We start from the raw sequence: 12,351 nt of genomic DNA on the forward strand, positions 1-12,351 counted from the left end.
ACCATTTCGCCAATCCGCGGAAAGCGGTCGGACCTAGGGGCGAGGGGGTCATGCTGCTGGGGCCGTATCGACCAGCAGGGGGGCCAGATCCTGACCGCTGGCCATCGACAGGGCGATCACCGGGGTGGCCACTCCGCGCAGGTCCAATGTGACGAAATCCAGCGCGTCGGTATCGATGCCGGCGCTGTGCAGGACGGTCTGCGACACCAGCACTTCGACACCCAACTCCTTGGTCTTGCCTTCCAACCGGCTGGCGGCATTGACGGTATCGCCGATGATGGTGCGCGGCGCGTTGCCTGCGGCGCCGATTTCGCCCAGCACCAATTCGCCCAGATGCAGACCCGCGCCGATGCGGATGGCGGGGATGCCCTCGTCTGCGAGCCGCAGATTGAACTTGGCCAATGCCGCGCTGAGCCGGGATGTGGCGCGCAGGGCGGCGCGGGCCGAACTGCCCTCATCTGCGGTCTCGAACACCGCCAGCAGCCCGTCGCCGAGGTATTTGTCGACGCTGCCGCCCTCGGCGAGGATCGGCGGCACGATGGCGTCAAAGAACCGGTTGAGCAGAAACACCACGTCATAGGGGAGCTGTCCGGTGGTCCGGGCGGTAAAGCCGCGCATGTCCAGAAACAAGATTGCAAGGCGCCGCTCCTGCCCTTGGCTGGAATGGGCGCGTCCACGCCGCCCGTCGGGCAGGAACACGCGAAACACCGTGGCGGCGTTGGTGGGGCGGATCTGGCAGGCGAGCCGTGTCCCCGGACCGGCGTTCACGGCGCGCAGGCTGTTCCGTTCGGCCGGTTCCGGCGGCGGTAGATGGTCTTCGCCGGCCTCGATCACCACGCGGCAGGTGGTGCAACGGCCGCGCCCGCCACACAGCGCGGTATGGGGCACCCCATGCAGCCGCGACATTTCCAACAGCGTCAATCCGCGCGGCGAGGTGACCTCGGGGCCGTCGGCATAGCGGATACGGACCGCGCGCCGTCGCCGGAGACTTCGACGCCCGAAATGTACGATCGCGGCCAGCGCCAGCAGCGCCAGAAAAATCCACAGCCCGGCGCGCGAGATCGCGATCAGTGTTCCAAAGGTGGCCGCATCGGGCCAGTGGAATTCTGCCATCGCGGTGGCGCGGGCGGCGGGATCGGCAAACAGCGCCTGCATCCGCCGCCCTTCGGTCATGAAGCCAGCCAGCGCAAAGGCGGGGATCAGGGTCGCGATCCCGACCAGTGCAGGGGTATTGCGCCGCCACCATGGGGTCAGCCGCAGCCAGAAATGCAGCCCGATACAGCCGTGGGTCCAGACCAGCAGCAGCAACAGCGCCTGTTTCCAGCCATCCGGGGTGTTCCAGATCAGAACGGGGATATAGCTCATCCGGTCGTTGACGCCGAACAACTCATGCGCGAGCCGGGTGTGCACCACGTGCGCGATCAAAAGCACCGGGATCAGCAGACCGAAGCCGAATTGCAGCGCGTTCCACAGGGGCATGCGCAGGGTGCGGCGGTTGGCCAGACTATAGAGCGCAAGCGCCGCGTGGGTCAGCAATGCGCCATGCAGGATCACACCGCCCACTGCGGTTCGGGTGATCATCTGGCGCGCGTCCTGCATCGCCTCCATCGCGCGCGGGGAAATCAGGCCAAGGCCAATATTGAGAAAGTGGAATACGGCGAAGGTGAACAGGATCAGGCCAGAGCCGATCCGGGCACGCGTGATCCAGTTGCCCCGCCAGAGCATGCTTGCCACAGGTCCACCCCCTTCGCGCGTGTTCCGGGACCAGACTGGGTGGGATGCGCCGGGCGGTCAAGGGCGGCCCGGTACAGAGACCGTGGCTGCGACCGGGGCTGCACAGCCTTTATGGCGTGTGGCGAGCAAAGGAGAGGCGCCGCCGCGACCCATCGGACCGCGGCAAACGGGTTTAGTCGTCTTGCGCCGCCAGCCAGTGTTCGGCATCCAGCGCGGCCATGCAGCCCATGCCGGCGCTGGTCACCGCTTGGCGGTATTTATGGTCGGTCAGGTCGCCAGCAGCAAACACGCCCGGAACGCTGGTTTCGGTGCTGCCCGGTTTGACCGTGACGTAGCCGCCATTGTGCAGCTCAAGCTGATCCTTGACCAGCTCGCTTGCCGGGGCGTGGCCGATGGCGACAAAGACGCCCTTGCAAGGGATCTCGGTGATGTCGCCGCTGCGCACGTCCTTGACCCTGACACCGGTCACACCCTTGGGGGTGTCCTCGCCCACGACCTCGTCCAGCGCATGATGCCAAAGCGGCACGATCTTTTCGTTCTTCATCAGCCGGTCGATCAGGATCTTTTCGGCGCGCAACTCGTCGCGGCGGTGGATCAGCGTGACCTTGGAGGCGAAATTGGTCAGGAACAGTGCCTCTTCCACGGCGGTATTGCCGCCGCCGATCACCACGATTTCCTGTCCGCGATAGAAGAACCCGTCACAGGTGGCGCAGGCCGAGACGCCAAAGCCCTTGAACGCCTCTTCCGAGGGTAGGCCCAGCCATTTGGCGCGCGCGCCGGTGGCCAGGATCACCGCGTCGGCGGTATAGGTCGTGCCGCTGTCGCCCTTGGCGGTGAAGGGGCGCTGCGAGAGGTCCAGATCAGAGATGATGTCACCGATGATTTCGGTCCCCATCGCGCGGGCATGGGCTTCCATGTTGACCATCAGGTCGGGGCCCTGAATTTCGCTATGGCCGGGCCAGTTCTCGACCTCGGTGGTGGTGGTCAACTGACCACCCGGTTCGATCCCCTGTACGAGGATCGGCTCCAGCATGGCGCGGCTGGCATAAATGCCGGCGGTATAGCCGGCCGGGCCGGAGCCGATGATCAGAACCTTGGTGTGGCGCGTCTCAGACATGATATCCCCGCATATCGTCAGCGCGGCAGCCGGTGCCGCCGCAGTTAGGTTCAGCATATAGCCTTCGGACCCGGGGGCTTAAACCCCTCCATCTTGGGCTATTCGCCACAGCGCTTTGTGCCGTCTATTCGGGCAAAGCGTTATAGGGAGCTGCGCTTTGGCGAAACATTATTGCGCGTCGCCGGTGCGCTGCTATAAGAAACGCAACACGAGGGGTGCTAGCAATGGCGACAACACGACTTGATCCGATTGATCGCAAGATCCTGTCGGAGCTGCAGAGCGATGGCAGAATGACCAACGTCGAATTGGCCCGACGCGTTGGGATATCTGCGCCTCCCTGTTTGCGACGGGTGCGCACGTTGGAGGAGTCCGGGCTGATCCGTGGCTATCATGCGGATGTGAATGCGCGCGAACTGGGATTCGAGGTACAGGTCTTTGCGATGGTCGGGCTCGACAGTCAGGCCGAGGCGGAGCTGAGCGCGTTTGAGGCGCGCTGTCGCGACTGGCCGCTGGTTCGGGAGTGTCACATGCTGAACGGCGAAGTCGACTTCATCCTGAAATGCGTCGCCCCTGACCTGAGCTCGTTCCAGAGTTTTCTGACCGGCGAGTTGCTGACCACGCCGAACGTGGCCAGCGTCAAGACCTCGCTGGTGATCCGGGGCGCCAAGGACGAACCGGGCGTGCCCTTTGATGTGTTGGAAGAGCGGCTGAGCCGGTCTGCCTGAGCGGGATCAGGCGCTGATCGCGTCGATCTGGCCGTCGCCGGCACGGGCATGGATCTGAGGCCCGAAATCGCAGATCGCAGAAATATGCGGGAACAGTTTCAGAAAAACATCGCGCATGGTCGGGCTGACCAGACGTAGCGCGTTGGTGCCCGGGTGATAGGTCTCGAATTCGAGACCGGCAACCCGGATCACCGAATGCCGTTCAAGGCAAAGATGATACAGCTGCACCGCGGTCGGCGGCGCGGTTTCGATCACATGGTTCCCGTCCAGAAATTCGCGCACCGGGGTCAGTAGCGGGGCGTCGCCCGCCAGTTCGCGCAGGTGTCCCGGGGTTTTGAGGAGGCGGGCTGCGGGGCCTGCCAGAATGTCGGTCATCGGCAATTGCATGCCGAAACTGTCGGCCATGATCCGCACCAGCGGGTGATAGCGGCCCTTGGCGTCCGGGCGACCGGGCACGATCTGGGTGCTGCCTTTCCACATCAGGGTCCGGGTGATGCCGGTGCGGGTCAGGATTCGGTCTCCGGGCAGCAGATCCTCGACGGCGATCGGGCCGGCCTCGGTCTCGATCTGCGAACCACGGGTAAAGGCAGAGAAGGCGGTTTCGAACAGTGGCAGCGCCGGGGCGATGTGGCGGCTGTCGATGATGTCGCCATTGGCGGCAAGCACGCTGACCTCATAGCGGCGAAGCTGCGGCCGCGCGTGGGCGCGCAGCGCGGCAGGGTCTTGCAGAATCGGGCTGGTCTCAACGGCATTGCGGGCAGCGCGCGCAAGCGAGGCGGGGATCGTCATACATCGGCCCTTTCTAAACGGGTCGCATCTGCGTCGGCCCCCACCGACAACGACAGACGGACACGGAAAAAATCGTGATCAACATCTGTACAAGTGGGGAGATGCCAATATCTGGATAGAATTGTCAAAAAATTGCCACTATTCCGCGCCTGCCGGGGTCAATCGCATGGCAGGGCTTCGCATTGTTTCCCGGGACTAGAGTAGTCCGCCACAATTTGGACAAAGCCGCCACAATTCGGCCGTAACCGATTCTGGCTGTCCGAGGTGCGGCCCTGTCCTTCGGGGCGTTACGCGCTCGCACGGGTTTCAGAGGCGCGCGGTGTCCGGCTGTCGCGGGTCCAGGGCAGGCGCGGGGCGCTGCTCTTGGAGGTTTCGATGACGGATTTGATGAAGCGCGACTTCTGTTTCATGGCTCTGATGCTCCTGCCTTAGACCGCCGGGGCGGCATGTTCGTTGCGAGGAGTATCCGTTGCCATTCGGGCAACCATTGGGCCAAGCCGTGGAAATACCGCGCCATATTGAGGCGGAGCCGGGGCAAATGCGGCGGTTTGGGGATGCTGTGTTTGCTCATGCGGGCGGGCGGTGACGGGGCCGCGCGCCGAGGCTCAGAGGCGGATGGCCGAGAGCAGCCGGCCGTAATCGGCCTCGCCAGCGTGGGTGGTGCGCCGATAGGAATAAAAGCGGTCCGGCTCGCCATAGGTGCAGTGGCGAATCCACTCGGCTTCGCCGATGCCAGCTTGGCGCAACCGGTGCAGCCCATAGGCCGGAAGGTCGAACTGATAGCGGCCCCCGGTCCCGTTGGCGAAGAAACGGGTGTTGTCCTGATCGGCCATCACAAAGGTGTCGAGAAACTCTGGCCCGACCTCGTAGGCGGCTTGGGATATGGTCGGACCAATCACCGCGACGGTATTGGCGCGGGTGGCGCCCAAGGCTTCCATCGCGTCCAGCGTGGCCTCAAGAATCCCGTCCAGCGCCCCGCGCCAGCCGGCATGGGCGGCCCCGATCACACCGGCGTCTGGATCAGCAAACAGCACCGGCTGGCAATCCGCTGTCAGCACCGAAAGCGCCAGCCCCGGCGTCGCGGTCACCAGCGCATCGGCGCGCGGCTTGTCCTTTAGCGGGCCGGTGACGGGCAGGACATCGGCGGAATGCACCTGATGCACCCCCACCAGCGACTCGGGGTCGATCCCCAAGGCGGTGGCGGCGCGGGCGCGGTTGATCGCAACCGCATGTGCCTGATCGGACGAACCGGCGCCGCAATTGAGCCCGGTGAACACGCCTGACGAGGCACCGCCACGACGGGTGAAGAACCCGTGCTGCAACGGGGCAAGGCTGTCTGAGGTGAGAATTTCCAGTGTCATGAGTCCAGTCCGGGCGGTGGGGTGGCCTGGGTCGGGTAGAGACCCAGCACCTTGAACAGGTTTCCCATTTCCTCCGGGTGCGTCAACCTGCGATGTGCCCGCACCAGATCATCAAGCGCCGCACCGGTCAGCCCGCGCGACAGCGCCTGCGCCCGCGCGGTGATGCCCAGTCGCTCCAGAAAAACCCCCTGAGGGGTCAACCGGCTATGGCTGCAGCCTACGGTGCGGGCGGCCTGTGCCAGCACTTCGAAATCCACATGCGTGGTCAGATCGGCGGTGCCGGGATCGGCCAGCACCTGGGCCGGTTCATGGGCGCGCACCGCTTGCAGCGTGTCCCCAAGGCTGTGCCAGTCACCGTAATCCACGATCAGCGCGGCGCCGCCATGGGCGGTGATTCGGGCCGCCAGACCGGCGGTGATCGGCGCGGCGAGTTCGCAAATCTCGACCAGATCGCCCTCGCGCGTGTCCTCCAGCCGGTGCGCCAGCGCCGGTTGCGCGGCTTTGGCCCCCAGCCCGAAGGCGAGCGTTCCGTCCCGCAGCCCGACCAGCCGTTCGCACCAGCCGTCGCCTCGGCGCAGGAACTGGCGCACCGGCAGGGCGTCGAAGAATTCGTTGGCGATGACAAACATCGGGCGGTCGTCGGGCAGATCCTCCACCCGGTCGAGCCATCTGGGGCTGTGATCCTTCAGCGTGCCCGCCTGCACCGCGCGCAGGGGGGGGGAGGCTTCGACAAGGCAGAGGTCGGCGGCATCACAGAATCCCGGAACCGCGCGCGCAGCGCGCAGCAGGTCGGCCATCAGCGTGCCGCGCCCCGGCCCCAGTTCGGCCAGGGTAAAGGCGGCGGGGCGCCCCTGATCCAGCCAGCTTTGCGCCAGCGCCAGCCCCAGCAACTCTCCGAAGATCTGGCTGATTTCCGGGGCAGTGGTGAAATCGCCCCCGGCCCCCAGCGGATCGCGGGTGGTGTAATAGCCGTAGTCTGGATGCAACAGGCAGTCGGCCATGTAGTCGGCGACGCTCAACGGTCCGGCCGCGCGGATGCGGGCGATCAGGTGCTCGGCCAAGTTCATTGCGTGTCCCGCCGCCGCGCCCGTTGGATGAAATAAAGCCCCAGCGCGATCATCGGCAGCGACAGCAGCTGCCCCATGGTCAGCCCCCAGCCGTTCATCTCCAGCGCCAGACCCAGCGGATTGCCGGGCGTGACGAATTGCGCGTCCGGCTGGCGGGCGAACTCGACCACGAAACGCACCAGCCCATAGCCTGACAGAAAGGTGCCAAGGACCAGACCGGGCCGTTTTAGCGCGCCCCGGCGATAGACCAGCCAGAGCAGCAGCGTGCCCAGCACCAGCCCTTCCAGCCCGGCCTCGTACAGTTGCGACGGATGGCGTGCGCAAAGCCCCACGACACCGGGGCAGTCCTGCGCTGCCGCTCCGGGAAAGATCACGCCCCAGGGCAGGGTGGTGGGGCGGCCCCAAAGCTCGGCATTGATGAAATTGGCCAACCGGCCCAACATCAGCCCCGGCGCCACCGTGTGGGCGATCAGATCGGCGGCACCGATCCGGGAAATGCCGTGCCGCGCGGTAAAGGCCCAAGCGGCTACGATCACTCCCAGCAGGCCGCCGTGGAACGCCATGCCGCCCTGCCAGACCATCACGATCTCGGCCGGGTGTTGCAGGTAATACGCCGGTTGATAGAACAGCACAAAGCCCAGCCGCCCGCCCAGAATCACCCCCAGGATGATCCAGGTCAGCAAATCCTCGATCTGCTGCGGCGTCATCGGCGGGGTGGCCCCGGCCCAGAGCGTGGCGCGCCGCACAGCGGCCACCGCCAGCCGCCAGGCGGTCAGGATGCCGGCGATATAGGCCAGCGCATACCAGCGAAGCGCAAACTCCATCCCGAACACGGAGAAGGAGAAAAGCTCGGGCGAGAGATCGGGGAATTGAAGTACAGCCTGCATGGGAGACTCCTTGCCCGGCAGCGCGGTGTGAAGTCAACCTTGCCGCGCCGCCGCGCAAGGCCCATATAAGGGGCAACCTCGATACGGACCCGATACGGAGACGACAGATGCAGACCCGCAACAAGATCTTGGACGACATTTCGCACCTCATGACCAATGCGATGGGGGTCGCACAGGGCGCCAAGGACGAGGCCGAGACAGCGGTGAAGTCCCTGATGGACCGCTGGCTCGCCGACCGTGATTTCGTCACGCGCGAGGAATTCGACGCCGTGCGCACCATGGCGCAGAAGGCGCGCGAAGAGAACGTGGCGCTTGCCGCCCGCATCGCCGCGCTTGAGGGAAAGTTGGACAAGTGATCCGCCGGTTTTGACGCGCGAGTTGCAGGCTGGCGTGGCCCCTGAAACGAGCTGACGCCCGGCCCTCGCCCTTTTGACGCCCTCCTGATCAACCGAGCGGCCGGCATATGTATTGCCGCCGACGTTGGTGTGGATACTGTGGGCGGATCAGGCGGGCGCGATGCGCGTCTGGGGGCTAAAAAGGGTTTCAGGTGCAGCCGCGTCTTACGATTGGATTTCTCTCTCAGCATAATCCCTATGATCGCCACGCGTTCAGCGGGACGGCGTTTCATCTGTTTCACGCTTTGGCACGGCGGAGCGATATTGAAATGCGCGTTTTGGGGCCGCACAGGCCGCCCTCGCCGGGCCGCGCGCTGTTGCGCCGGTTTGGTTTCGGGCGGGACAGGCCCCTTGATCCGGACACGCTTGATCTATCAGGACTCGATTGGATCATCGGCCTTGCCGCGACGGATCTGCTGCATGCGCTGCTGCCCCGAAACGGGCCCGGGATGGTTCATGTCACCGATGCGACCCCCAGTTTCATCCGCTCCTTCTATGGCGCTGAGGTCTCGGACGAGGCCGAGCGTCGGGAAGGCGAGCTGGTGCGCAATGCGGCGCTGTCGGTCTATTCCTCGCGCTATATGGCGGATCGGGCGCTGAGCGAATTTGGCCCCGACCCGGCCCGCATCGCGGCGGTCCCTTTCGGGGTCAATCTGGAGGTGATGCCGGCGGTCCCGCCCGTCAAGCCACCGCTTGCCCCTTTGCGCCTGCTTTGGGTCGGCAACGACTGGGCGCGCAAGGGCGGTCAGATCGCGCTCGACACGCTGTCGGTCCTGCGCGACGCCGGGCAGGCGGCGACGCTGTCGCTGGTCGGGGATGTGCCGCAACATCTCACGCTGCCACCCGGAGCAGAGCGGCTGGGCTATCTGGACAAGAACCGTCCGCAGGATGCGGCGCGGCTGGACCAGCTTTTTGCCGAGGCGCATCTGTTTGTGCTGCCAACCCGTGCAGATTGCACGCCGATGGTGGTGGCCGAGGCCAATGCGAACGCCACGCCGGTGCTGATCACCCAGACCGGCGGGATCGGATCGCTGATGGTCGAGGGGCAAAATGGGCAAATGATGCCGATGGAGGCGGGGCCGCAGGACTGGGCTGGTGCGATTCTTGCGCTGAGCGATGATCCGCACCGCTATGGCGCGCTGTGTCGGTCCAGCTTTGAGCACGCGCAGACCCGCCTGACATGGGAAGCCTGGGGGCGGGATGTAATCGACCTGATGCGGCGGGCCAGTCTGGAGTAGCTGCTGCGCGGCCGCCGTCTTGGCTATAGTTTTGGCTACCGTCTCGGGGTCGGTCGGTGAAAGGGCTGAAATTCAAGGTAAAACGTCTGTGCCCCCCGTCGGGTTCTTGCCGCCGGGGGGCAGAATAGCGCCGGAAGATCCGATGCGGGGCGGCGTTTTCCATGGGGACAGGGCCAATTGCTCGGCAAGGGCGCGGGGCTGGCCATATTTTGACGCCAATACGCATTCCTCCACAAGTTATTGGGGTTATCCCCAAATTAGTGGTTGCCAGACGCGCTCTGTGGCCGCACCATATCTTGTATAGGCGAGGGGGTTGGCCCCGGTCTATTGAGCAGGCACCTAGCGCTTGGGGCGCTACAGGCCCCAGCCGCTACCATAAATGAGGTGGCACCATGGCCCTTTCCGAGCACTTCCTGGAGGAAGACATTCACCCGATCGACATCGTCGAGCATATTGCCGAGTCCCACGATTGGGATTTCGACCGGATTGGGGATGATCAGATCGCGATGGCGGTCGAAGGACAATGGCGCACCTATTCGATCACCTTGGCCTGGTCTTCTTATGACGAGACGCTGCGAATGGTCTGCACCTTCGAGATGGACCCGCCCGAGGATCAGCTTGGTCGGTTGTATGAGCTTCTCAATGCGATGAATGATCAGTGCTGGGCCGGGGCCTTTACATATTGGGCCGACCAGAAGCTGATGGTCTATCGCTATGGGCTGGTTCTGACCGGCGGGCAGATCGCCAGCCCGGAGCAGATCGATACCATGATCAATGCCGCCGTGCTGAATGCCGAGCGCTATTACCCGGCGATCCAGCTGTTGGTCTGGGGCGGGCGTAGCCCACGTCAGGCGATGCAGGCCGCCATTGCAGAGGCCTACGGCCGCGCGTAAACCTAGCCCCGAACCGGAAAATGGACGGGAAGGGGCGATCAATGGATTTCTCGCGCATTGCAGATCAGGGGCTGGTGCTTCTGGGCTGCGGCAAGATGGGCTCGGCGATGCTGGCCGGTTGGCTGGATCGTGGGTTGCCTGCGGCCGAGGTCTGGGTGGTCGATCCGCATCCCTCGGAGTGGGTTTTGGCGCAGGGCGTGAACCTGAATGCGCCGCTGCCGGAAAGCCCGGCCATCGTATTGGTGGCGGTGAAACCGCAGATGATGCGCGAGGCGCTGCCGGGACTGAAACAGCTGGGCGGGGGTGCGACGTTGTTCATCTCGGTCGCCGCTGGCACACCGATCGCGACTTATGAAGAGATGCTGGGCGAGGCGACGCCGATCGTGCGCGCGATGCCCAACACGCCCGCTGCGATTGGCCGGGGGATCACCGCGCTGATCGGCAACGGGCGCGCGGATGCCGAGGATCTGGATATCGCCGAAGACCTTCTCTCGGCCGTCGGGCAGACCGTGCGGCTGGAACGTGAGAGCCAGATCGACGCGGTGACCGGCGTCAGCGGCTCGGGGCCGGCCTATGTCTTTCACCTGATCGAAACACTGGCGGCGGCGGGCGAGGCTCAGGGGTTGCCCGCCGAACTGGCGATGAAGCTGGCCAAGGCCACGGTGGCCGGGGCCGGGGCGCTGGCCGAAGCGGCCAAGGAAAGCCCAGAGCAGCTGCGCATCAATGTCACCAGCCCCAATGGCACGACACAGGCCGCGCTGGAGGTGCTGATGGATCCCGAAACCGGGTTTCCGCCGTTGTTGCGGCGCGCCGTTGCGGCGGCTTCTGACAGATCGCGGGAGTTATCGCGTGGCTGAGATTACCTATGACGATTTCCTCAAGGTCGATATCCGCGTCGGCCGTGTGACCCGCGCCGAACCTTATCCGGAGGCCCGTACCCCCGCGATCAAGCTCTGGGTCGATTTCGGCCCCGAGATCGGGGAAAAGAAATCCTCAGCACAGATCACCGCGCATTACGATCCTGCTGCGCTGGTGGGCAAACAGGTGATGGCGGTGGTGAATTTCCCGCCGCGCCAGATTGGCAAGGTCATGTCCGAGGTGCTGGTGTTGGGTCTGTCGGATGACACCGGCGGTGTCGTCCTGATCGGGCCGGACAAACCGGTGCCCGATGGCGCAAGGATGCACTGATGCGGATCCTGTTGTCCCGGCCGATGCCGCCCGCCACCGTTGCCGCCGCAGAGGCGCTGTTCGAAGTCGAACTGCGGCAGAACACCCAACCGATGAGCGCGTCAGAAGTGCGCGCGGGCCTTGCCGTTTATGATGCCATGATGGTCACCCTGGGCGATCAGGTGACTGCCGAGCTGTTGCAAGATTTTGGCCGCCCGCGCTGCAGGATGCTGGCGAATTTCGGGGTCGGTTATAATCACATCGACGTGGACGCCTGCCGCGCCCATGGGATCACCGTTTCGAATACGCCCGGCGCGGTCACCGACGCCACGGCGGATATCGCCATGACGCTGATCCTGATGGCCTGCCGCAGGGCGGGGGAGGCCGAGCGGCTGGTACGCTCTGGTCGCTGGCAGGGGTGGCATCCCACCCAGATGCTGGGGATGCATGTGACGGGGCGCAAACTGGGCGTCGTCGGCATGGGCCGGATCGGGCAAGCGGTGGCGCGGCGCTGCCATTTCGGATTCGGAATGGAGGTCGGCTATTTCAACCGCTCGGACAAGGCGTTGGAATTTCCTGCCACGCGCAAGCAGACGCTGGCCGAACTGGCGGGCTGGGCCGACATCATCGTTGTCGCCGCCCCGGCCACGCCGGAGACCTATCATCTGATCGACGCCGAGGTTCTCGCCGCGATGCAGCCGCACGGCGTTTTCGTCAATATCGCGCGCGGCGATATCGTTGACGAGGTGGCGTTGACTGACGCGCTGCGATCCGGGCAGATCGGGGCCGCCGGTCTTGATGTCTATGAACACGAACCTGTGGTTCCGGCGGCGCTGATCGCGCTGGAAAACACGGTGTTGCTGCCGCATCTGGGCACCGCCGCGCTTGATGTGCGCGAGAATATGGGCGCCATGGCGGTGGAAAACCTGCGCGCCTATGCGGCGGGCGAGGAGATCCCCAATCAGGTGAACTGACCGG

The 12,351-nt window shown here is 64.9% G+C and carries 14 protein-coding genes; 7 read left to right on the plus strand and 7 right to left on the minus strand.

Annotated elements, in window-relative coordinates; translation table 11 throughout:
- Nucleotides 1-48: 48 nt before the first annotated feature.
- Both E1B25_RS14180 and trxB read right to left on the minus strand, forming a co-directional pair.
- Nucleotides 49-1,725, minus strand: coding sequence for an adenylate/guanylate cyclase domain-containing protein (locus tag E1B25_RS14180; RefSeq protein WP_245510725.1), 1,677 nt, complete (start codon nt 1,723-1,725; stop codon nt 49-51).
- 181 nt (nt 1,726-1,906) lie between these two features.
- On the minus strand, nt 1,907-2,851 hold the full coding sequence (gene trxB / locus E1B25_RS14185; protein WP_132830173.1) for a thioredoxin-disulfide reductase: 945 nt from the start codon (nt 2,849-2,851) through the stop codon (nt 1,907-1,909).
- A 224-nt stretch (nt 2,852-3,075) separates the two neighbouring features.
- Between trxB and E1B25_RS14190 the strand changes: the two genes are divergently transcribed.
- A complete protein-coding gene (locus E1B25_RS14190) occupies nt 3,076-3,576 on the plus strand; it encodes an Lrp/AsnC family transcriptional regulator (protein ID WP_132830174.1) in 501 nt (166 codons plus the stop codon).
- A gap of 6 nt (nt 3,577-3,582) precedes the next feature.
- Here the strand turns inward: E1B25_RS14190 and E1B25_RS14195 are convergent, their stop codons facing one another.
- The 5 genes from E1B25_RS14195 to lgt all read right to left on the minus strand — a co-directional run bounded on the left by E1B25_RS14195 (nt 3,583) and on the right by lgt (nt 7,680).
- Entirely contained in the window at nt 3,583-4,365 is a 783-nt protein-coding gene (locus tag E1B25_RS14195; RefSeq protein WP_132830175.1) for a Hint domain-containing protein, read from the minus strand.
- A 287-nt stretch (nt 4,366-4,652) separates the two neighbouring features.
- Entirely contained in the window at nt 4,653-4,775 is a 123-nt protein-coding gene (locus E1B25_RS22750; protein ID WP_280960250.1) for a hypothetical protein, read from the minus strand.
- Between the two features lie 195 nt (nt 4,776-4,970).
- Complete coding sequence (pgeF, locus tag E1B25_RS14200; protein WP_132830176.1) at nt 4,971-5,726, minus strand: peptidoglycan editing factor PgeF; 756 nt, start codon at nt 5,724-5,726, stop codon at nt 4,971-4,973.
- Complete coding sequence (locus tag E1B25_RS14205) at nt 5,723-6,793, minus strand: class I SAM-dependent methyltransferase (RefSeq protein ID WP_132830177.1); 1,071 nt, start codon at nt 6,791-6,793, stop codon at nt 5,723-5,725. The genes pgeF and E1B25_RS14205 overlap by 4 nt, the downstream gene beginning before the upstream one ends.
- Nucleotides 6,790-7,680, minus strand: coding sequence for a prolipoprotein diacylglyceryl transferase (lgt, locus tag E1B25_RS14210; protein WP_132830178.1), 891 nt, complete (start codon nt 7,678-7,680; stop codon nt 6,790-6,792). The genes E1B25_RS14205 and lgt overlap by 4 nt, the downstream gene beginning before the upstream one ends.
- Before the next feature lie 107 nt (nt 7,681-7,787).
- Here lgt and E1B25_RS14215 point away from each other — a divergent pair, with 107 nt between their 5' ends.
- The 6 genes from E1B25_RS14215 (at nt 7,788) to E1B25_RS14240 (ending at nt 12,347) form a co-directional block, all read left to right on the plus strand.
- On the plus strand, nt 7,788-8,036 hold the full coding sequence (locus tag E1B25_RS14215; RefSeq protein WP_132830179.1) for an accessory factor UbiK family protein: 249 nt from the start codon (nt 7,788-7,790) through the stop codon (nt 8,034-8,036).
- A gap of 308 nt (nt 8,037-8,344) precedes the next feature.
- A complete protein-coding gene (locus E1B25_RS14220; protein WP_165937622.1) occupies nt 8,345-9,313 on the plus strand; it encodes a glycosyltransferase family 4 protein in 969 nt (322 codons plus the stop codon).
- Between the two features lie 392 nt (nt 9,314-9,705).
- Nucleotides 9,706-10,206, plus strand: coding sequence for a type III secretion system chaperone family protein (locus E1B25_RS14225; protein WP_132830181.1), 501 nt, complete (start codon nt 9,706-9,708; stop codon nt 10,204-10,206).
- A 41-nt stretch (nt 10,207-10,247) separates the two neighbouring features.
- Entirely contained in the window at nt 10,248-11,063 is an 816-nt protein-coding gene (gene proC, locus E1B25_RS14230) for a pyrroline-5-carboxylate reductase (protein WP_132830182.1), read from the plus strand.
- Entirely contained in the window at nt 11,056-11,394 is a 339-nt protein-coding gene (locus E1B25_RS14235; RefSeq protein WP_132830183.1) for a tRNA-binding protein, read from the plus strand. The genes proC and E1B25_RS14235 overlap by 8 nt, the downstream gene beginning before the upstream one ends.
- Nucleotides 11,394-12,347 carry a 2-hydroxyacid dehydrogenase gene (locus tag E1B25_RS14240; RefSeq protein WP_132830184.1) on the plus strand — a complete coding sequence of 318 codons (954 nt, stop codon included), beginning with the start codon at nt 11,394-11,396 and terminating at the stop codon, nt 12,345-12,347. Before E1B25_RS14235 ends, E1B25_RS14240 begins: the two co-directional genes overlap by 1 nt.
- Nucleotides 12,348-12,351: the final 4 nt, after the last annotated feature.

Origin of the sequence: Antarcticimicrobium sediminis, assembly GCF_004348975.1 — a bacterium.
GTDB lineage: Bacteria > Pseudomonadota > Alphaproteobacteria > Rhodobacterales > Rhodobacteraceae > Antarcticimicrobium > Antarcticimicrobium sediminis.

Excerpts from the sequence above, each read along its gene's own strand:
- E1B25_RS14180 (WP_245510725.1), bottom strand. The coding sequence starts at position 1,725 with ATGCTCTGGCGGGGCAACTGGATCACGCGTGCCCGGATCGGCTCTGGC.
- trxB (WP_132830173.1), bottom strand. The coding sequence starts at position 2,851 with ATGTCTGAGACGCGCCACACCAAGGTTCTGATCATCGGCTCCGGCCCG.
- E1B25_RS14190 (WP_132830174.1), top strand. The coding sequence starts at position 3,076 with ATGGCGACAACACGACTTGATCCGATTGATCGCAAGATCCTGTCGGAG.
- E1B25_RS14195 (WP_132830175.1), bottom strand. The coding sequence starts at position 4,365 with ATGACGATCCCCGCCTCGCTTGCGCGCGCTGCCCGCAATGCCGTTGAG.
- E1B25_RS22750 (WP_280960250.1), bottom strand. The coding sequence starts at position 4,775 with ATGAAACAGAAGTCGCGCTTCATCAAATCCGTCATCGAAACCTCCAAG.
- pgeF (WP_132830176.1), bottom strand. The coding sequence starts at position 5,726 with ATGACACTGGAAATTCTCACCTCAGACAGCCTTGCCCCGTTGCAGCAC.
- E1B25_RS14205 (WP_132830177.1), bottom strand. The coding sequence starts at position 6,793 with ATGAACTTGGCCGAGCACCTGATCGCCCGCATCCGCGCGGCCGGACCG.
- lgt (WP_132830178.1), bottom strand. The coding sequence starts at position 7,680 with ATGCAGGCTGTACTTCAATTCCCCGATCTCTCGCCCGAGCTTTTCTCC.
- E1B25_RS14215 (WP_132830179.1), top strand. The coding sequence starts at position 7,788 with ATGCAGACCCGCAACAAGATCTTGGACGACATTTCGCACCTCATGACC.
- E1B25_RS14220 (WP_165937622.1), top strand. The coding sequence starts at position 8,345 with ATGCGCGTTTTGGGGCCGCACAGGCCGCCCTCGCCGGGCCGCGCGCTG.
- E1B25_RS14225 (WP_132830181.1), top strand. The coding sequence starts at position 9,706 with ATGGCCCTTTCCGAGCACTTCCTGGAGGAAGACATTCACCCGATCGAC.
- proC (WP_132830182.1), top strand. The coding sequence starts at position 10,248 with ATGGATTTCTCGCGCATTGCAGATCAGGGGCTGGTGCTTCTGGGCTGC.
- E1B25_RS14240 (WP_132830184.1), top strand. The coding sequence starts at position 11,394 with ATGCGGATCCTGTTGTCCCGGCCGATGCCGCCCGCCACCGTTGCCGCC.